This window comes from Corallococcus sp. CA049B (assembly GCF_003611685.1).
Classification (GTDB): Bacteria; Myxococcota; Myxococcia; order Myxococcales; family Myxococcaceae; genus Corallococcus; species Corallococcus coralloides.
The window spans coordinates 12,804-31,186 of sequence record NZ_RAWC01000095.1; the positions used below are offsets into that span (position 1 = coordinate 12,804).

Consider the following 18,383-nt stretch of genomic DNA (forward strand, 5'->3'; position numbering starts at 1 on the left):
GACGCAGGGTGCCTGCGGGGAACCCTATTGGGTGTCCGGTCAGTGCCGCTACAGTGTGGTACGAAAGATCCAGTTCTGGAACCGGAGGCTGCGTTGAAGTTGTTTCGAGTGTGCCTGACTTCGCTGTTGGTGTTGGCCGTCGCGTGCGGTGGTGATTCGACTTCTCCGGAGGCGCCTGACGCCGGGCAGCCCCGGCCGGACGCGGGTGTCGGAGTTCCGGACTCCGGCTCCGAGCCGACCGACGCGGGCTCGGAGACGCCTGACTCCGGCACCGAGACGCCCGACGCGGGGACGGAAACTCCTGACTCCGGCACCGAGACGCCCGACGCGGGCTCCGAGACGCCTGACTCCGGCACCGAGACGCCGGACGCGGGCTCCGAGACGCCTGACGCGGGCGGGCCCGCCGACGCGAACGTCATCGACAACGGGGGCTTCGAGGAGTGGCCCGGTGCGCTTCCGGCGCTGTGGTCCGGGAGCACGACGAACATCGAAGACGTGGTGCAGAAGGTCACGTCGCAGCCCTTCGAGGGCGTGAACGCGGCCCGGCTGAGCAACACCTTGACCGCGCACCGCCGCTTCAGCACCGCGGCGAAGTCCATGCCCGCGGGCCGCTACTCCTGCACCTACCAGGTGCGGGGGACCGGTGACATCCGCAACGGCTTCTTCGGCACCGACTTCTCCAGCTACTCGTCCTACACCTCTGTCGACACCCGGACGTGGACCCAGGTGAACTACACCTTCAACCTGGCCAACTCCGTCTTCGACACCTTCGAGCTCATCTTCAGCGTCCGGAACACCCGCGGCGACCACCTGCTCATCGACAACGTTCGCTGCGTGCGGGCCCCCGAGCCGTGCGATGCGGTCAGCTGCGAGGCCTGGGCGCGTTGCGACAACGCCACCGCGACCTGCCAGCCGCTCTCCGGCCGCTGCGAGGACGCCATGGACTGCAGGGAGTGGCAGGCCTGCGACGCGACCCACACCTGCGTGACCGCCGAGGACCGCTGCACCCGCCACGCGGATTGCGCGGGGACCCCGGAGACGCCCGTCTGCGACACCGCCTCGCACCTCTGCATCGAGGGCGACCCCTGCGCAGGCGTCACGTGCAGCAACCCGACGAGCTGCAATCCCACCACGGGCGTGTGCGAGCTGGCCGAAGGCGCTTGCTTCACGACGTATGACTGCAAGGGCGCCCTGCCCGCCTGCGACCCGGCCACCCGCCGCTGCGTCGCGGCCGAGCACTCCGCGAACATCATCCGCAATGGCGGCTTCGAGAACTGGAGCACCCGCGCCATCCCCTACTATGGGAACAACTACGTCCCGGATTACTGGTACGGCCTGGACAACGGCATCGCGGACCCGGGCACGGAGATCAAGCCCTCGCGGCTCGCGCGCTACACGAGCGCGGTGCACGGCGGCTCGGCGGCGCTGCAGTTCGTGGTGCCCATCCAGATCGCCGAGCGCTTCACGACCGAGAAGTTCAACGTGCCGACGGGCAACTACTCCTGCTCGTACCGCGTGCGTGGCCACGGCAGCATCCGTCACCGCAGCTACTCGAGCGGCGGCTGGAGCCCGCAGACGGACTTCCTCACGGTGGACAGCGACGAGTGGCAGCCGGTGTTCTTCCGCTTCACCGGCAACGTGCGCGACTGGCGCCTGTTCTTCTATCCGAGCCGCAGCGTCGCCGACCGCGACCACCTCCAGGTCGACGACGTCGTCTGCACGAAGGACTAGGACGCGTCGCTGAAATGAAGGGAGCGATGGGGCGTGAAGCCTCATCGCTCCCCCGGCGCAGCCCCCTCTTCTGGCCAGGCCTCAGCTCACGTGGAAGGGCACCATCCGCTCGAACTCGCGGCTGGGGACTCCGATGATGGAGTACGCCGGAGACTGGATGGGCGGCATGGTGCGCAGGATGCGGCGGTGGAAGGTCGGGTAGCTGGCCTTGAACTTCCCTTCGTTCCAGATGCGCAACAGCTTGGCCGTGAAGAGGCCGTTGTAGTCGCCGTCGCTGGAGAGCTGGTTGTCCTGGCAGCCGGAGATGAGCAACACCGTGGCCTTCAGCGTCTCCCGGGGGTCATTCTTGGGCAGCCCCTTCAGGATGGCGTCGTACATCTGCTTGTTCTCGCGGTACGTGCGCCGATCGATGCCCAGGGGCATGTTCTTGAAACGCCGCTCCGCGGGCTCCGTGCTCCGCATCGAATCCGCCAGCAGCTGCAGGCTGCCGCTGGAGCGCAGGGCCGCGTAGGCCACGCTGCTCACCGTGCCGCTGTGGCAGCTGTCGGAGAGCATGAAGACCCGCACGCCCGCCTTGAGCTTCCCCATCGCCTGGTAGATCTCGTCGTCGACGAGCTCCCCGTCATACAGACACCACGTCTCATCCAGGCCGTCGTCCTCATCGCCGTTCATGTCGGGGAGCTGGCCGCCGTGCCCCGAGTAGGTGAACAGGAGCAGGTCCCCCGCCTGGAGCACCGACGCCGCCTCGCCCAGCTCCGCGAGCACCTTCGCGCGCGTGGCGTCCTTCGTGAGGAAGGGCCGGACGCGGCTGAACCCCTGCGCGTTCGCGATGCTGATCATGTCCTCGGCGTCCGCTTCGCACGCCTGCAGCTGGCCATCCCAGCCCGCGTAGTGCTTCGGATCCACCGAGTTCAAACCAATGTTGATGGAATATCCCTGCGCCATGACTGTCATTGCCTCCTTCACTCACGGTGGAGACGGGCGGCCGGGATGCCAGGGAGGAGGCGGCGCGCGCCGTGTCCTTCCGGCCCTTTGCCGACCGGGAGCCCGGGGCTCGCTCCCTCCGCTCCCGCGTGACACGACAGGTTACGCAGGGCCCCTGGCTGTGACCTGACACGCCACGCGTCCTGGCCTCACGGGGCCCTGCCCAGAGGAGGGACCTCCGGGTCGAAGGGTGGCTCGGTGGGTGCATGCGCGACCCGCGCCGGGCTCAACCGGGACCGGCATGCAGTCATCCCCCCCACCGACGAGAGGTTTCTCCATGATGATGAAGCTGACGGGCCGCCTGCTGACGGCCGCGCTCCTGAGTGTCACGGCCGCGGGCTGCCAGGGTGAAGAGCCCACCCCGAGTGCGGGTGACTCGCTCGCCACGCAGGAAGCGAAGGCCGAGCGGACCTGTATCGAGGGCTTCGAGGGCATCAAGAACTGCGCGACGGGCCGCGCGACGCTCACGAACACCGGCAAGAGCATCGCCGTGTCCAACCTGACCAACGTGAAGACGGACGGCTTCTCCAGCGAGTTCCCTCGCGCCGTGGACTGGGTGCTGAAGACGGAGCTGGGCGGCGTGGGCGCCGCGGGCCAGGGCTTCACGCTCGCCGCGCGTGACGGCGACCAGGTGGTCAGCACCATCAGCGTCCAGCCGGGCAAGGAGCGCGACCAGGTGACCCTGCGGCCCTCGTTCACGGGCCGGGCGGGCGGTTCGCCCTTCACCGTCAACCTGTGGAATGGCAACACCCTGATGAACTCGCACTACTTCGAGCCCGATTACGGCGTCGGCTCGGTGTGGTACCAGATCCACATCGGGCTCACGCGGTACGACTTCGGCTTCAAGAACCACGGCTTCGGCGGCAGCAGCATGTACGGCCGCGTCGCCCCGGGCGCCTGCAGCTGGACCTTCCGCGGCACCGGTGACGCCTTCACGCTGGATGTGGATGGCAAGCGCGTCAGCGGCGACTTCCTGGAGATCGTCGAGGACATCGGCGACGGCCACTACCCGTACACCGGCTTCTCCGCCATCGACGTGAAGGCCGCCGCCAGCACCTTCAACATCCTGGGCGAGTCCACCGTCTCCGCGAAGTAACCCGCACCAGGCCCCTTTCCCACGCATGCGGGAAAGGGGCCCCATGGCTCCTTGAACCCCGGCGACCTGGGAGGGGGTGGGACCCGGGCACTCGCCCTATAGTCCCCCTCATGAAGGACGCTTCCGCCCCGCTCCGCTCCATCGTCGCCCTGCCCCTGACGCCGGAGGGCTTCGCTCCGTTTGGCGACGTCGTGTCCGCCGGGCTCAAGAGCGGCGCTTCGGCGAACCAGGGCACCGCGGTGCGCTTCGATTGGTCGGCGCGGCTGGAGAACGGCCGGCCGGGCGCGAAGCCCAACCTCGCGGTGTTCCGCTCCGTGCCGCAGCCGCTCCCCTTCAGCGTGAAGCTGCTCGAACACCACCCCCAGTCCAGCCAGGCGTTCCTGCCCATGCGCTGCGCGCGCTTCCTCGTCTGCGTCGCGCCGGCAGCGCCTTCGGGCGGGCCCGACCTGGGCGGGCTCGTGGCGTTCGTCTGTGGCCCCGGCCAGGGCGTGAACTACCACCGGGGCGTGTGGCACCACCCCATCATCGCGCTCGACGAGCCGGCCGAGTTCGCGATGCTGGCGTGGGAGGACGGGGGCGCGGAGGACTGCGTCGTGCGCCAGTTCTCCACGCCCGTCTCCGTCATCGTCGGGGGCTGAGCGGTCCCCTACCCCTCCGTCTTCGGCTGACGCGCGAGCCACGCGCGCCACTCCTCGGCCGTTTCGTACTGCTCGCCGGAGAGCTGCTTCAGCACCAGGACCGCGGGATCGCGGTTGATGGGCAACGTGAGCGCGGACATCCGCACCAGGTGGTCTCCCAGCTGGCGGAGCAGCCCGGCACGCTGCGCCTTCAGCGCCTCGGGTGAGAGGTCGTCCAGCAGGAAGTTGAGGAGGTGCGTCGCCTTGTTGCGGTCACTCGCCTTCGGCATCGTCACCGCGTCCGCCACCGTCGCCACGTCCAGCAGGGGCTTCGCCGCGGCTTCCTGCGTGGACGCCAGTACGCGCAGCACGCCGTTGCGCACGCCGGACTCCGGATCCCGGATGAAGGGCTGCAGCCGTTGCGCGGTCTCCTCGAGCGTGGGGGCGTAGGCCAGCAGGTAGGCCGCCGCGCTCCGCTTCTCCGGGTCCGCATCCTCGCGCAGGACGGCGGTCAACGCGTCCAGCTGCCCCGGCACCTTCGCGAGGAACTCCGGCTCGAAGGACGCGAGGTCCGGATGGCCGAACCCACCGATGCAGTTCGCGACCTTGCAGCTGGTGTCTTCAGACATCTTCCCCTGCATCTGGAGGTGCTGCAGGCGCTGCACATAGTCGTTCCACCGGGCAATCAGTCCTTCCGGATCCGTGGGGTGCCCCTTGGGCTGTGGGAGGAAGCGCAGCCGGGCCGCGTCCTCGGCATCCACCATGTCCACCACCACGAAGGCGCTGCCCTTGCGCTCCGCGGCGAAGTAGATGGACATGCCCACCTGGACATAGGCGAGGCCGTACTGCTCACGCAGCGCCGCCTCCTTCTGCCTGAAGATGGCGCCGCTGTGCACGATGGGCTTGCCCACCTCCAGCCCCATCAGCCGCTGGACCGCCTCCGGGTCCACCTTGCGCGAACCAAAGGCATCCACGCCCATGAGCGTCATCGTCATGAAGGGCGCCTCGGGTGCCTTCGCCAGGTTGGCGCGGGCCTCCGCGACGATTCCGCTCCACGCGGGCAGCGCGTGCAGCGCCGCCAGCTCCGGGTTGTATTCGAGGTGATCCGCGTCGTAGTAGCCGCCCTGGACCGCGCGCTTCAGCACGTCCACGGCCGCGTCCGCGTGGCCCGCGAGCGAGGCACACCCCGCCGCCCGGTAGAGGAACTCCGCGCGGTCCGGCCCCTCCGCGTTCGCCTCACCGGCAGCCTGGAACCGCTCCGCGCACCGCTCGAAATCCAGCGCCTTGTACGCCTGATCCGCTTCCTCCGAGAGCTGCTGGGCCCGCGCGGCCGGGGCATCCGCCGGCTTTGGAGCATGTGCACAGCCCGCACCCAACGCGACCACGCCCAGGGCCATCATGAATCGCATCTGGACCAACCTTTCGAGAAAGCGCGTATCTCATGCAAGCTGCGAGCAGGTTTCAAGGAGCTCAAACATTGGCCAACGCAATCTCGAAGACCGCGTACTACACCCTGGCCTGCCGGGCGGAGGACGCGCGCAAGCCACGGCCGCTGTGCAATGACACCTTCGCGTCCCGCTTCATGGATGACGAGGCGCGGCAGATCTGGTCCCGCTTCCAGTCCTTCGACCGGCCCAACGCGAGCAACGCCGCGCGGCATCAAATCATCGACGCGCTGGTGCAGGAGGAGTTGGACCGCGCTCCCGACGCGCGGGTGGTGGTGCTGGGCGCGGGCTTCGACACGCGGGCCTACCGGCTTCGCGAAGGCCGGTGGCTGGAGGTGGATGAGCCCGCCATCCTCACGCTCAAGGACGCGAAGCTGCCGGTGACGGAGGCGAAGAATCCGCTCGAGCGGCTCCCCATCGACTTCGCGACGGAGTCACTCGCCCGGAAGCTGGAGCCCTACAAAGACTCGCGGCGCACGCACGTCATCATCGAGGGCGTGCTCATGTACCTGTCGCACGCGCAGCGCCGGGACATGCTCGCGGTGCTCCAGCAGGTGTTCCCCCACCACGCCGTGTATTGCGACCTGATGCGCGGAAGCTTCCAGCGCGAGTACAGCGCGGACCTGCACGCGGTGCTCGCCAGCATGGGCGCGTCCTTCCAGGACATGACGGACACGCCAGAGGCGCTCTTCCTGGAGGCGGGCTACACGGCCGCGTCCTCCACCTCCGTCCCCCTGCGCGCCCTGGAGTTGGCCGGGAAGCGCGTCCCGGCGTTCCTCGTCCGGCGGTTCATGCGGCCGGTCCGCGACGGCTACCGCATCTGGAAGTTCGAGCGGCGCTGACGCGTCACTTCGCCTTCGGCGCGGAGGAGGACTGCCCCAGCGCCACGCTCCCCAGGATGAGGGTGCCCGCCACCAGCATGGTGGGCGTCAGCGGCTCGCCCAGGAGCAGCCAGGCCCAGGTCAGCGCGAACAGCGGCACCAGGTAGGTGACGACGGCGGCGCGCGGCGCGCCGATGCGCTGGATGAGGCGGTAGAACACCGCGTACCCCAGGCCGGTGCAGACGACGCCCAGGGCCGCTCCCGCCAACCAGGGGCGCAGGCCGATGGACTCCGTGGGCCACGTGGCCACCGCGAAGGGCAGCAGCAGCACCGCGCCGCAGGCCAGCGTGGCGGAGGCGACCGCGGCGGCCGGCAGTCCGGCGAAGTGGCGGCGCACCAGGTTCCCGCCGATGCCGTAGAGGAACGCGCCCGTCGTCCCCGCAGCAACGGCCCAGGCGACGCTCGCGCCCGCGGACCTGCCGCTGGCCAGGACCACCACCCCGGCGAAGCCCGTGAGCAGCGCCAGCGCGCGCCGGACCCCGATGCGCTCGCCGTAGAAGACGAAGGCCACCAGGGCGGTGAAGAGCACCGCCATGCTGTTGGTGATGGCCCCGACGCCCGCGGGGGCCTGCCGCGCGGCCCAGGCGAACAGCGAGAAGGGCACCGCCGCGTTGATGACGCCCACCAGCGCCAGCCGGGGCCACAGCCCGGGAGGGATGGACGAGCGAGCGCGCCAGAGGAAGGGCATCAGCACCGCCGCGCCCAGCACCAGGCGCAGCTCCACCAGGGGGATGGGACCGAAGGCCGGCGCCGCGATGCGCAGGAACAGGAAGGACGCGCCCCAGATGGCGGCCAGCCCGCCCAGCTCCAGGGGCGTGAGCCACGCCCTGTTGAAGGTAGGAGTCACGGCCTGGGGATGGGTGAGACCGGATGCGCTCATGGCGGCCCTCGTGCGAGGAAGGAATCTGATTCCTGTCTGGCCCTCTCTTCACGCCGGGGCCCTTTCTTCACAAGCGCATCCTTTCCGTGGCAGACATGAGCCAGATTTGAGGCTCGTCCCCATGCACCTGCGCACCGACCTGCTCCCCGCCCTGGCGGCCTTCGAGTCCGCCGCCCGCCACCAGAACTTCGCCCGCGCCGCGGAGGAGCTGCACCTGACCGCGAGCGCCGTCAGCCACCACGTGCGCAAGCTGGAGGACCGGCTGGGGGTCGCCCTGTTCCAGCGGCATGCCCGGGGCGTGGCCTTGACGGCCGAGGGGCGCCAGCTCGCGGACGCCGCCAGCAGCGCGCTGGCGGACATGGACCACGTGCTCGGGGGCCTCAAGCACTCCCGGGACGAGGACGCCGTGGTGCGGGTCACCACCGTGCACTCGCTGACGTACGCGTGGCTCTTGCCGCGCATGCCGGACTTCACCACGCGGCATCCGCGCGTCCGGATCCACGTGGACACGGAGATGGCGCTCACCCGCTTCGACGAGGGCGGGCCGGACCTGGGCATCCGCTATGGCCAGGGGCCCTGGCCGGGCTTGAGCGCGCAGCCGCTCATGGACGACGCCCTGTTCCCCGTGGCCTCCGCGCGGCTCGCGGGCATCGAGCACGTGCGCGACGCGGCGGACGTGGCGAAGCTCCCGCTCATCGCGGACCTGTCCCGTCAGGGCTGGCAGGACTGGTTCCGCTCGGCGGGCGTGCGCGGGGCCCGGTTCGAGGAGCGCTACAGCTTCAGCGACACCACCGGCGCGCTGATGGCCGCGGTGCAGGGCCTGGGCGCGGCGCTGGCGCGAGAGAAGATCGCCACGCCCTACTTCGCGGACGGCCGCCTCATCCGGCTGCCCGGGCCCGTCGTGCCCACCCGCGCCAGCTACTTCGTGGTGTACCCCGCGCACCGGCGGCTGCGTCCCGCCGCGCGCCTCTTCGTGGACTGGCTGCTGGCGCAGCGCGACAGCGCGCCGGTACCGCCACCGCCCGCGACGCAAGGCGTTGCACCGTCACGCGCGCCCCGGCGCTGAGCCCGCTCCTGCCTCCAGGCGGCCAGGCATCCCCCGCACTTTCGCTTGTGCCCGCCTCCCCTGCTCCGTAGGTTGCGGGCAGTTATATGGGCTCCCATACAAATCGAACGCCGGCGTCCCCGGACGTGTCCGGCGAGGTGCGCGCGGCCATGGACGGCGTGCGGCGGCTGGTGCGGCTGCTGCGGGTCTCCGCTCGCGCCTCCGAACGGCTGGTGGGCATCAGCGGCGCCCAGCTCTTCATCCTCCAGGAGCTGGCGGAGAGCGGGCCCTGCTCCATCAACACGCTCGCGGAGCGCACGCTCACGCACCAGAGCAGCGTGTCCGTCGTCGTCACCAGGCTGATTGAGCAGGGGCTGGTGAGCCGCCGCCGCTCCGACGAGGACGGCCGCCGCGTGGAGGTGGCGCTGGAGCCCAAGGGCCGCGCGCTCATCCGCAAGGCGCCGCCCATGGCCCAGGCCCGGCTCATCTCCGGGCTGCGCGGGCTGGAGCCCGGCGTGCGCGCGGGACTGGTCCAGGGGTTGGACGCCTGGGTGCGCGCCCTGGGGCTCGACGGGGACGTGGCCCCGCTCTTCTTCGAGGAAGAAACCTCGCGCCCTTCGCGGCGCGGCAAGACACAGGAGCACACCGATGAAGAAACCTGAGGTGGAACGCATCGAAGAGGGCCTGGGCGAGGGGGCGGAGGCGCGGTCCGGCCTCCCCGTGGCCCCGTCGATGGGCCCCGCGCTCGCCAGCCTGCGCACCCCTCCCGTCTCCGTGGCGGTGGACTCCCGCACCGTGCTCATCAGCGGCCTGGCGGTGGTGCTCGCGGTCGTCGCGGGGCTGGTGGCGCAGGGGCTGGGCGCGCTCATCCACTTCGTCACGAACCTGGCCTTCTTCGGGCGGCTGTCCGCGCAGCCGGTGTCGCCCGGAGACAACACGCTGGGCGGCTGGGTGGTGCTGGTGCCCGTGGCGGGCGCCCTCATCGTGGGGTTGATGGCGCGCTACGGCTCGCGGGCCATCCGGGGCCACGGCATCCCGGAGGCCATGGAGCAGGTGCTGTTCAACCAGAGCCGCATCCCGCCCCGCATGACGTTGCTCAAGCCGCTGTCTGCGGCGATCGCCATCGGCACCGGCGGCCCGTTCGGCGCGGAGGGGCCCATCATCGCCACGGGTGGCGCGCTGGGGTCGCTTTTGGGCCAGGGGCTCCACGTCACCGCGGACGAGCGCAAGGCCCTGCTCGCCGCGGGCGCCGCCGCGGGCATGGCCGCCACGTTCGGCGCGCCGGTGTCCGCCGTGCTCCTGGCCGTGGAGCTGCTGCTCTTCGAGTTCAAGCCCCGCTCCGTCATCCCCGTGGCCCTGGCCACCGCCACCGCCACCGGCGTGAGAATCGCCTTCATGGGCGGCGCGCCCGCGTTCGCCATCCCGGACCTGACGACTCCGTCCGGCGGGGCGCTCGCGTTCTATGGCGTGCTGGGGCTCCTCATCGGAGTCGCCTCCGTGGCGTGCACGCGCGCGGTGTACTGGCTGGAGGACCTGTTCGAGAAGCTGCCCATCCACTGGATGTGGTGGCCCGCGCTGGGCGCCATCGTCGTGGGCGTGGTGGGCTACTTCTCCCCTCGCACGCTGGGCGTGGGCTACACCAACATCGAGGACATCCTGTCCGGCCGCTTCGTGGGCACGGCGATGCTCCTCTTCTGCGCGCTCAAGTTCATCTCCTGGTCCGTCGCGCTGGGGAGCGGCACGTCCGGAGGAACGCTGGCGCCCATCTTCACGCTGGGCGGCGGCCTGGGCTCCGGCCTGGGGTTGCTGGCCACGCAGCTGTTCCCCAGCCTGGGCGTGGACGTGCGCGTCGCGGCGCTGGTGGGCATGGCCGCCCTCTTCGCGGGGGCGTCACGCGCGCTGCTCGCGTCGGTGGTGTTCGCCTTCGAGACCACCCGGCAGCCGCTGGGCCTGCTGCCGCTGCTCGCCGGCTGCGCGGCGGCCTACCTGGTGTCCGCGCTGCTCATGCGGCACTCCATCATGACGGAGAAGCTGGCCCGCCGCGGCGCCCGCATCCCCACGGAGCTGGGCGCGGACGCGCTGGGAACGGCGCTCGTGCGCGACCATGGACTCAAGCTCGTGGTGACGCTCCAGGCGGACATGCTCCTGGAAGAGGTGCGCGCGTGGCTTGCGTCCGACGCCTCGGGCTCCAAACACCAGGGCTTCCCCGTCGTGTCCCGCGAAGGGGCGCTCGTGGGCGTCGTCACGCGAAGGGATCTGCTGGACGGCCACGCGACCGAAGGCCGGCGGCTGCGGGACGTGGTGAAGCGTCCGCCCGCGGTCGTCTTCGAAGACAGCTCCCTGCGCGAGGCGGCGGACCTGATGATGGACGAGGGCGTGGGCCGCCTGCCCGTCGTCACCCGCGCGCGCCCCCAGCAGGTCGTGGGCATCCTCACCCGCAGCGACCTGCTCGCGGGCCACCGGCAGCGGCTGGCGAACGCCCGCACGCGGGAGCGCGGCCTGGGCCCCGCGCGTCCCCCGGCGCCCCGGCCCGCGTGAGTGCTCCGGCTCAGGTCGTCGCGGCGACCCGGGCGGCAGCCGCCTTCGCCTCCTGCTCGCGGCGCAGCGCCGCGAGCGTCTGGCGGATGCCTTCCGGGTACGGCGTCTTGTGCACCGTGCCCAGGAGCCCGCGCAGCGCGGAGTCGTCCAGCAGCACGGGGTTCGTGAGCAGGTAATACATCTCCACCAGCTCACGCATGAAGGGATCGAACAGGCCCGCCAGCCGCACCATCCCCTTCCCCATCGTCATCGTCTTCGGCGCGTGGCCCGCCTGCGCGTACATCTCCTTCACCAGCTCGCGCTGCGTGGTGGCGCCCGCGCCCGCCAGGTTCCAGAAGCGGCCGTACGCGCGCGGCTCGTCCATCAGCGCGGTGACGATGGGGCCCACGTCGTCCACGAAGACGAACTCATGCGGCGTGTCCAGCGGCCCGATGAGCGGGGCGCGCTTGCCCTGGTTCGCCGCGACGAAGGCCCGGTACAGGAAGCTGCGCTCCACGCCCGGCCCGTAGAAGTCCGGCAGCCGGAGGATGGTGCCCTTGATTCCGCCCGCGGCGTCCGCCTCCAGCAGCAGGTCCTCTTGCGCCTTGCGCATGCGCCCCTTGTAGGAGTTGGGTTCGCGCGGATGGGACTCCGTCACCGTCGGGGTGCGCGGCAGGCCGTACGGGTACACCGTGCCAATGAGCACCACCCGCTCCACGCCCTCCGCGATGGCCGCGTCCAGCGTGCGGCGCATCAGCTCCGGGTGCAGGTGGAACTGCCAGTAGTTCACCCCCACCATGTAGATGAGGGTCCGCACGCCCCGCGCCGCGGCCCGGATGGAGGCAGGGTCCTCCGGATTCCACGTCACCACCTCCGCCCGCGGATCCGCGCCGAACTCCCTGCGCAGGCTGCCCTCCGAGCGCCCCACGACCCGGTAGGCGCGCCCCTGCGCCTGGAGCGCCCGCGCCACGGCCTGACCGATGACGCCCGAGGCCCCGAACAACGCCACCGTCTCCAGTCGCTCTCCTGGAATTGAACGGCCGAACTTTTGATGAACACCGTTCTGTGAACACCGTTCATCTATTGCTGGATGTTCATTTCGTCAAGCCCTACCCTCGTGACATGGGCATCACGGAGCGCAAGGAGCGACAGCGGGCGGAGCTGCGGGAGCACATTCTCCGGGTGGCGCGGGACATGGTGATGAAGGAGGGTTTCGGGGCCCTCTCCATGCGCAAGCTGGCGGACGCGGTGGAGTACGCGCCCGCGACGCTCTACCTGCACTTCGAGAACCGCGACGCCATCGCGCGGGAGCTGTGCGTGCGCGGCTTCCAGGAGCTGCTCGCGAGGCTGGAGCCGGCCGCCGCCGTGAAGGAGCCGGTGGAGCGGCTGTCACGGCTGGCCCAGGCCTACCTGTCCTTCGGCCTGGAACACCCGGAGACCTACCGCCTCATCTTCATGGAGGACCCGAAGCTGTCCGCGGACCTCTTCCAGGACAAGCAGCACGGCGAGGGCCCCCGGTCCTTCGCCTTGCTGGTCCGCGCCTGCGAGGACCTGAAGGCGGCCGGCCGGGCACCGGAGGCCACACCCGCGGAGCAGCTGGCGGAGGTCTTCTGGGCCGGGCTGCACGGGATCATCAGCCTCAAGCTCACCTGCTCCGGATTCCAGGGATCTCCGGCGGAAGTGCTGGCGCAGACCCTCGTCGCCACGCTGGTGCAGGGCCCGAAACCCGGAAAGCGCTCCCGGTAGCTTCCACCTCCACCCTCAGGGTGGCCTCTTCTGGCACGGGCGCGTCCACGTGCCCGATACCGTCTTTTTACGTCTTGTATTGGATGCGCCTTGTTTCGTGGGGGAGGCTGGCGGGCGACCCAGGGGCCGCCGACTGGCACCCCGGCAACACGCTGTGTGAACATTGGACGTCCCATGAAAAGGTCCCATTCAACCCATCCCGGTGAGTCGGGTCAGGCGGTCGTGGAGTCCGCGCTGGTCATCCCGGTGATGGTGTTCCTCATCCTGGGCATCCTCCAGCTGGGCACGCTCCACCATGCGCGGCTGATGACGGAGTACGCGGCGTACCGGGCGGCGCGCGCGGGCATCGTCAACAGCGGCGACTGCGAGATCATGAAGAAGGCCGCCTACGTGGCGCTGCTGCCCACCCTGGGTCCGCCCAAGTCCGGCGGCAAGGGCCGCGTGGACACGCTCATCAACGTGGCGCTGGTCCATGACGCGTACACGGACGAGAAGCTCGCGGACCAGAACCAGCGCTACGAGGAAGTGGACCTGGAGCGCGTGCGGGTGGAGGTGCTCAACCCCCGGCGCAGCCAGCTGCCCACCCTCTTCTCCTCGTATGGCTCGCACCTGTCGGGCCTGGAGGTGGACTTCGACGACATCCGCAACGCGCAGGTCATCGAGGCCAACCTCCTCACGGTGCGCATCACGTACTTCTACGAGATGCGCATCCCGTTCGCGAACTGGCAGCTGCACGCCTTCTACATGGGCCGCGAGGCGCTCAACGGCCTGGCCATGCGGGGCGTCAACTTCACCACCCAGAAGGTGAACGGCGGCAGCCTCACGGACCACCTGGAGGACCAGGGCGCGGGCAAGAGCAACGACCACAAGAAGATCCGCTCGCTCGCCGACAGCAACGTCTTCGCCATCCCCGTCGTGGCCACCTATTCGATGCGCATGCAGTCCAACCTCCTCAACGGCGCGCATGGCCCCACCTCGTGCGCCGTGGACGGCTAGCGCCTCCCCCGGCGCTGGCCAGAAGGACTCCCTCGGATGTTCCGGATACTGCGAAGACTGCGGCGCGACGAGCGCGGGCAGGCCATGGTGCTTGGGGTGGTGGTCATGCTGGTGCTGGCCGTCACCATCATGACGTCGGTAGGCATTGGCCAGGGCGTCTACGAGAAGATCAAGCTGCAGGACGCCGCGGACGCGCAGGCGTACTCGCTGGCGGTGAAGGAGGCGCGGGCCTACAACTTCCTCGCGTACACCAACCGCGCGATGATCGTGCACTACTCCGCGATGCTCACGCTGATGTCCTACGTGAGCCACGCGGTGTACCTGGACCGGACCATCGGCGTCGCGGCCAAGTACCTGCAATACATCCCCGGCATCGGCGCCGTCTTCACGGCCGTGAAGACGGCGATAGATGCCTGGAAGGTGACGGTGGAGACCGTCTCACGGCTGCTCATCCCGGTGATAACAGCGCTCAACATCGCGCTGTGGCTGGCCCAGGAGGCCATGCTCACAGGCACCCTCTTCGACCTCTACACCACGAAGGGGCACGGGGACGTCATCGGGAAGACCGACCCCCGGGCGGACGTCACCGAGGACATGGACTCCGGGCAGTCCTTCAACAACGCGTCCGTGTCCTCGCTGTTCGGCAACCCGAGCGACATCAACTACTCCAACGCCAAGAACTTCCTGCACGTCCTGGACGACGGCCCCTTCAGCAGCAGCCCCACCATGGGCGTGGACCCCACCGGCATGCTCACGCGAGGGAAGCTGGTCACGGGCAACAAGCTGTCGGATCCGAACATGGCCAAGTACCGCCTGCTGATGGGCAACCTGGCCAACGGCGTGCGCCGGCCGTGGACGGCCGAGGGCCAGGGGCCCATCCTCATCGGGCGCAGGTGGGAGTTCCGGCTGTGCGTCGGCATTGGCGAGCTGCGCATCCGCAAGACGGCGGACAGCCAGATCAAGAGCTTCGACGAGAACTTCGAGAACAACCGCAAGGATCAGCTCTTCGCGTCGGACGACATCCGCATCGAGGTGCGCCCCACCTGCTTCCTGTTCGGCTGGAGCGACGTCTTCCGGCTGCGCTTCCGGGCGGCGGCGGACAACCGGGGCGGCTTCCACCAGGAATACGGCTCCAACAAGACGGATGACCACCACCCGTGGCTGGGCATCACGCCGTTCATCACGTCCGACACCAGCTTCGTCAGCCCGCGGCAGAACCACTTCGGCTACCCGTGCAACCTCATCGTCCTGGGCAAGGACATGGGCGCGGAGAAGTCCGGCAAGAAGCCCGTCTACGAGCTGGAGAACCTGAAGAACAACGCGTTCATGGAGGGCAGCGGCGACGGCAAGTACAACACCGCGGAGAACAACGACGAGGCCATCCGCGAGTCGTACCTGGACATGACCTGGGAGTACGTGGGCGGCAAGCAGGACGGCTACGCGGCGGACTTCCGCCAGCGCACGGGCGGCATGATGGCCATGGCGGTGGGCCGCGCCATCTACCACCGCCCCAACGCGTGGAAGGAGGAGCCCAACTTCTTCAACCCGCTCTGGACCGCGCGCCTGGCGCCCGTGCAGACGCACTGGGACGCGGATCACCTCAAGTGGCTGGTGCCCGCCTGGGAGGACAGCGAATGGCTCATTCAAGGCATCAACTACTGATGCGCCCCCGTTCCCTTCACGTCCGCCGCGCTTCGCGGGGAGCGGCCACGGTGGAGCTGGCGCTGCTGGCGCCGCTGCTCGTCGTGCTCGTCCTCTGGGCGAACTACTTCTGGGAGGTGCAGCGCGCGCGCATCAAGATGGCGGAGCTGGCGCGCTTCGTCGCCTTCGAGCGCACCATGCGCCAGGACGTCTCCACCATCGCGGCGGAGGCGCGGCAGCGCTACCAGGACCTGGACGGCTCCACCAAGACGGGGACCCTGGGCACGGCCTACCGCAACGGCCTCACCGTTCAGGTCCAGGCCCAGAACGCGGACGCGCCGCTCGAAGGCGTGGAGATGTCCAAGATGGGCGGGCAGGCCGGCGTGGGAGGCATCGCGGGCGCGGCCATTGGCGCGCTGGGCGGCTCGCCGGAGCAGCTGGTCCAGGACATGGGGTTCGACCCCAGCGTCGGCGCGGTCCAGGCGGACGTGCAGGTCCGGCTGATCAACCACATCATCCCCCGCGAAATCGCCCTCTACACGACGGGCTTCGACGGCAACCAGCTGGACCTGAACTTCCAGGAGCACTTCTACCTCTTCCACGACACGTGGAAGGCGTGGGGGCCGGGAGACGCTCCGTCGCAGACGTATCCGCGCGTGGAGCAGCTCACGCATGACCGCTCCAGCCAGATCGTCTACGCGGGCGTCAGCGGCGGGGCGATGAACTCCATCTCGGCGGTGCTGTCCGTGCTGGGGCTCGACTTCCCCTTCTCCGACGAATACATCCGCCAGTCCGTGCTCATCCGCGCGGTGCCGGACGCGGGCCGCTTCAACGCGGTCCGGCCGACGCGCACGGTGCCCGGCGACGTGCTCCAGGCCGCCTACTGGCGCAACGACACCAGCTACTGCTACGGCAACTGCGAGCCCAACGCCATCCGCACGAAGCGCGGCCTCTCCAACTCCGGAGGCCGGGGCGACAACTGGCCCATGCGCTCCTACCGGTGCCGGGGGAACTTCTTCCAGGGCGCGACCATCTCCAACCAGCCGGAGTCCGTCTACACGCAGTCCACGACGGCGGCGGCGGCGTACTTCCACTACAACAGCGACGCCTGCACCCCATGAGCGGGCTGACGGACCACACGGGCGCGCTCACGCGCTGGCTGGGCCTGGGCGGGTTGCTCGCGCTCGTGGCCACCGCCGCGCTCTTGAAGGACCCGCCGGCCCCGGCGACGGAGGCCCCGGCGAAGCCGCCCACCACGCCCCAGGTCGCCCTGCCTCCGGCGCCGCCGTTTCCGGATGCCGGCGTGGGCCGGGTGACGCGGGTCATCCCGCCCTTTCCCGGCGCGGTGATGGTGCCCATGGGCCGGCTGGTGACCAACGGCAGCCCCATGGAGATGCTCTACTTCGAAACGGACCACCCGCCGGGCGAGGTGCTGGAGTTCTACGCGCGGGCGTTCCGGATGCGGGGCCGCCACGTCGTCACGCAGGACGACGGCGCGGGGGGCGGCTCCGTGAACTACTACGACGAGCGGCTGGGCGCGCTGGTGGCCGTCACCACCATCCGCGTGGGTGGCGCCACGACGCGCACGCTGGTGTTCCCCTCATTGGTGGAGGCGCGCGAGGGCATCCACCTGCAGGGCACGGCGCCCGCGTCGCTGCCGCAGCCTCCGGGCGCGGTGACGGTGCTGCGCGTGGACGAAGGCAACGACGGCCTGGGCGCGGGCAGCACCACGCTCACGCAGGTGGCGCACGGCACGCCCCAGATGCTCGCGGAGTTCTACCGGGCGCAGCTGCCCGCCAGGGGCTACACGCCTTCGGACCGGCGCCTCGCGCGCGGCGTGGAGGTGCTCGACTTCGAGCGCCCCGGTGAGCGGCTGTCGCTGACGCTGGCGCCGCTCGACAAGGACGGTCCGCCCGAGTCCCTCATCACGTTCGTGCTCGAGCGTGCCCCCCTTCCCCAGGAGTCGAATCGATGAATGGCTGGTTGTCGCGTGGCTACCGGTGGATGCGCCGTTCCCGCTCGCGGGGGCAGGCCATGGCGGAGTTCACGGTGCTGCTGATGGCGTTCATGTTCGGCGTCGGCGCCATCACCACGTTCGCGCCGGAGATGTTCGCGGCGCTCACCATCTACATCCGCGGCTTCTACTGCGTGCTGGGCTACCCGTTCGGCTGAAGCCCCGGCTCAGGGCACGGGCAGCCGGGGCAGCGACAGGGGCACGGAGTCCAGCGCGGGCCGGGCCCCGGTGCCGCTCTTCTGCGCCGTCCAGGTGACCTCCGCGTCGCGCAGGGACTCCACGCCGAACACCGGCACCCGGTCCGCCGTCACCACGGTCGTCCGCTGGCCGGACTCCAGGCGGAAGGTCTGCTCGCGGCCCTTGCCGGCGAAGGGGCCGGCGCGCACGTCGGTGTCGCGCTGGCGGACAGGCGTCCCCCGGAGCGCGGCGTGGTCCGCGAGGAGGTCCACCGGGATGGCGACGGGGGTGTTGGGCGGCACGGTGATGGCCAGCCGCTCCACCACGGCGCGGCCGGTGCCGGCGCGGGCCACCCAGGCGATGATGAGGGCGCGGGGCGCCGTCTGGTAGTCCAGCTCCACCTGGTAGAGCGTGTCGCGCTCACGCGGCGTCTCGCCCACGACGGCGGCGCGCACGGGGAAGGTGACCTGCTTGGAACGGACGGTGTATTCCACCCACGTGCCCACGACGGGCTGGAGCTGGCCGTAGAGCAGCAGGGGCGGCACCAGGGCGCGCGCCTCCGCGAGGCGGTCGGGGGCGATGGGCGGATCCGCGGGGGCGGGCGTCCCCGCGT

18 protein-coding genes are annotated in these 18,383 nt (G+C 70.2%); 13 read left to right on the forward strand and 5 right to left on the reverse strand.

Annotated features, from left to right (window positions below):
• Positions 1 to 93: 93 nt before the first annotated feature.
• Positions 94 to 1,731 (forward strand): invertase recombinase-like protein, encoded by a 1,638-nt coding sequence (locus D7W82_RS21125; RefSeq protein WP_120620078.1) that lies wholly within the window; start codon positions 94 to 96, stop codon positions 1,729 to 1,731.
• A gap of 81 nt (positions 1,732 to 1,812) precedes the next feature.
• On the opposite strand, the gene D7W82_RS21130 is transcribed toward D7W82_RS21125, so the two are convergent.
• Positions 1,813 to 2,676, reverse strand: a complete 864-nt coding sequence (locus D7W82_RS21130; RefSeq protein ID WP_120620079.1) for a caspase family protein — start codon at positions 2,674 to 2,676, stop codon at positions 1,813 to 1,815.
• A gap of 316 nt (positions 2,677 to 2,992) precedes the next feature.
• On the opposite strand from D7W82_RS21130, the gene D7W82_RS21135 reads away from it, so the two are divergent.
• Positions 2,993 to 3,811 (forward strand): hypothetical protein, encoded by an 819-nt coding sequence (locus D7W82_RS21135; RefSeq protein ID WP_120620080.1) that lies wholly within the window; start codon positions 2,993 to 2,995, stop codon positions 3,809 to 3,811.
• 110 nt (positions 3,812 to 3,921) lie between these two features.
• On the forward strand, positions 3,922 to 4,449 hold the full coding sequence (locus tag D7W82_RS21140; protein ID WP_120620081.1) for an ureidoglycolate lyase: 528 nt from the start codon (positions 3,922 to 3,924) through the stop codon (positions 4,447 to 4,449).
• A gap of 8 nt (positions 4,450 to 4,457) precedes the next feature.
• Here D7W82_RS21140 and D7W82_RS21145 read toward each other — a convergent pair whose 3' ends face one another.
• On the reverse strand, positions 4,458 to 5,837 hold the full coding sequence (locus tag D7W82_RS21145; protein ID WP_120620082.1) for a HEAT repeat domain-containing protein: 1,380 nt from the start codon (positions 5,835 to 5,837) through the stop codon (positions 4,458 to 4,460).
• A gap of 68 nt (positions 5,838 to 5,905) precedes the next feature.
• Between D7W82_RS21145 and D7W82_RS21150 the strand changes: the two genes are divergently transcribed.
• Complete coding sequence (locus D7W82_RS21150; RefSeq protein ID WP_158617703.1) at positions 5,906 to 6,715, forward strand: class I SAM-dependent methyltransferase; 810 nt, start codon at positions 5,906 to 5,908, stop codon at positions 6,713 to 6,715.
• A gap of 4 nt (positions 6,716 to 6,719) precedes the next feature.
• Here the strand turns inward: D7W82_RS21150 and D7W82_RS21155 are convergent, their stop codons facing one another.
• Positions 6,720 to 7,634 carry a DMT family transporter gene (locus D7W82_RS21155; protein ID WP_120620084.1) on the reverse strand — a complete coding sequence of 305 codons (915 nt, stop codon included), beginning with the start codon at positions 7,632 to 7,634 and terminating at the stop codon, positions 6,720 to 6,722.
• 121 nt (positions 7,635 to 7,755) lie between these two features.
• On the opposite strand from D7W82_RS21155, the gene D7W82_RS21160 reads away from it, so the two are divergent.
• From D7W82_RS21160 to D7W82_RS21170, 3 genes are all read left to right on the forward strand, one after another.
• Positions 7,756 to 8,700, forward strand: a complete 945-nt coding sequence (locus D7W82_RS21160) for a LysR substrate-binding domain-containing protein (RefSeq protein WP_120620085.1) — start codon at positions 7,756 to 7,758, stop codon at positions 8,698 to 8,700.
• A 125-nt stretch (positions 8,701 to 8,825) separates the two neighbouring features.
• Positions 8,826 to 9,341 carry a MarR family winged helix-turn-helix transcriptional regulator gene (locus D7W82_RS21165; RefSeq protein WP_233587843.1) on the forward strand — a complete coding sequence of 172 codons (516 nt, stop codon included), beginning with the start codon at positions 8,826 to 8,828 and terminating at the stop codon, positions 9,339 to 9,341.
• Complete coding sequence (locus tag D7W82_RS21170) at positions 9,328 to 11,217, forward strand: chloride channel protein (RefSeq protein WP_120620087.1); 1,890 nt, start codon at positions 9,328 to 9,330, stop codon at positions 11,215 to 11,217. Before D7W82_RS21165 ends, D7W82_RS21170 begins: the two co-directional genes overlap by 14 nt.
• A 10-nt stretch (positions 11,218 to 11,227) precedes the next feature.
• Here D7W82_RS21170 and D7W82_RS21175 read toward each other — a convergent pair whose 3' ends face one another.
• Entirely contained in the window at positions 11,228 to 12,214 is a 987-nt protein-coding gene (locus D7W82_RS21175; protein WP_120620088.1) for an NAD-dependent epimerase/dehydratase family protein, read from the reverse strand.
• 104 nt (positions 12,215 to 12,318) lie between these two features.
• Here D7W82_RS21175 and D7W82_RS21180 point away from each other — a divergent pair, with 104 nt between their 5' ends.
• From D7W82_RS21180 to D7W82_RS21205, 6 genes are all read left to right on the forward strand, one after another.
• Positions 12,319 to 12,942: a TetR/AcrR family transcriptional regulator gene (locus D7W82_RS21180; RefSeq protein WP_199727800.1), complete on the forward strand. Its 624-nt coding sequence runs from the start codon at positions 12,319 to 12,321 to the stop codon at positions 12,940 to 12,942.
• A gap of 174 nt (positions 12,943 to 13,116) precedes the next feature.
• A complete protein-coding gene (locus tag D7W82_RS21185) occupies positions 13,117 to 13,938 on the forward strand; it encodes a TadE family protein (RefSeq protein ID WP_120620090.1) in 822 nt (273 codons plus the stop codon).
• A 36-nt stretch (positions 13,939 to 13,974) separates the two neighbouring features.
• Complete coding sequence (locus tag D7W82_RS21190; protein ID WP_120620091.1) at positions 13,975 to 15,600, forward strand: pilus assembly protein; 1,626 nt, start codon at positions 13,975 to 13,977, stop codon at positions 15,598 to 15,600.
• Positions 15,600 to 16,700: a pilus assembly protein gene (locus D7W82_RS21195; RefSeq protein ID WP_216617474.1), complete on the forward strand. Its 1,101-nt coding sequence runs from the start codon at positions 15,600 to 15,602 to the stop codon at positions 16,698 to 16,700. The genes D7W82_RS21190 and D7W82_RS21195 overlap by 1 nt, the downstream gene beginning before the upstream one ends.
• A complete protein-coding gene (locus D7W82_RS21200) occupies positions 16,697 to 17,554 on the forward strand; it encodes a hypothetical protein (RefSeq protein WP_120620092.1) in 858 nt (285 codons plus the stop codon). Before D7W82_RS21195 ends, D7W82_RS21200 begins: the two co-directional genes overlap by 4 nt.
• Positions 17,551 to 17,751 (forward strand): hypothetical protein, encoded by a 201-nt coding sequence (locus D7W82_RS21205; RefSeq protein WP_014395637.1) that lies wholly within the window; start codon positions 17,551 to 17,553, stop codon positions 17,749 to 17,751. The genes D7W82_RS21200 and D7W82_RS21205 overlap by 4 nt, the downstream gene beginning before the upstream one ends.
• Before the next feature lie 9 nt (positions 17,752 to 17,760).
• Here D7W82_RS21205 and D7W82_RS21210 read toward each other — a convergent pair.
• A partial coding sequence (locus D7W82_RS21210) for a hypothetical protein (protein WP_120620093.1) occupies positions 17,761 to 18,383 on the reverse strand: 623 nt, incomplete at its 5' end.

Coding starts and splice junctions, on each gene's coding strand:
- D7W82_RS21130 (WP_120620079.1), bottom strand. CDS start 2,676: ATGGCGCAGGGATATTCCATCAACATTGGTTTGAACTCGGTGGATCCG.
- D7W82_RS21135 (WP_120620080.1), top strand. CDS start 2,993: ATGATGATGAAGCTGACGGGCCGCCTGCTGACGGCCGCGCTCCTGAGT.
- D7W82_RS21140 (WP_120620081.1), top strand. CDS start 3,922: ATGAAGGACGCTTCCGCCCCGCTCCGCTCCATCGTCGCCCTGCCCCTG.
- D7W82_RS21145 (WP_120620082.1), bottom strand. CDS start 5,837: ATGCGATTCATGATGGCCCTGGGCGTGGTCGCGTTGGGTGCGGGCTGT.
- D7W82_RS21155 (WP_120620084.1), bottom strand. CDS start 7,634: ATGAGCGCATCCGGTCTCACCCATCCCCAGGCCGTGACTCCTACCTTC.
- D7W82_RS21160 (WP_120620085.1), top strand. CDS start 7,756: ATGCACCTGCGCACCGACCTGCTCCCCGCCCTGGCGGCCTTCGAGTCC.
- D7W82_RS21170 (WP_120620087.1), top strand. CDS start 9,328: ATGAAGAAACCTGAGGTGGAACGCATCGAAGAGGGCCTGGGCGAGGGG.
- D7W82_RS21180 (WP_199727800.1), top strand. CDS start 12,319: ATGGGCATCACGGAGCGCAAGGAGCGACAGCGGGCGGAGCTGCGGGAG.
- D7W82_RS21185 (WP_120620090.1), top strand. CDS start 13,117: ATGAAAAGGTCCCATTCAACCCATCCCGGTGAGTCGGGTCAGGCGGTC.
- D7W82_RS21190 (WP_120620091.1), top strand. CDS start 13,975: ATGTTCCGGATACTGCGAAGACTGCGGCGCGACGAGCGCGGGCAGGCC.
- D7W82_RS21195 (WP_216617474.1), top strand. CDS start 15,600: ATGCGCCCCCGTTCCCTTCACGTCCGCCGCGCTTCGCGGGGAGCGGCC.
- D7W82_RS21200 (WP_120620092.1), top strand. CDS start 16,697: ATGAGCGGGCTGACGGACCACACGGGCGCGCTCACGCGCTGGCTGGGC.
- D7W82_RS21205 (WP_014395637.1), top strand. CDS start 17,551: ATGAATGGCTGGTTGTCGCGTGGCTACCGGTGGATGCGCCGTTCCCGC.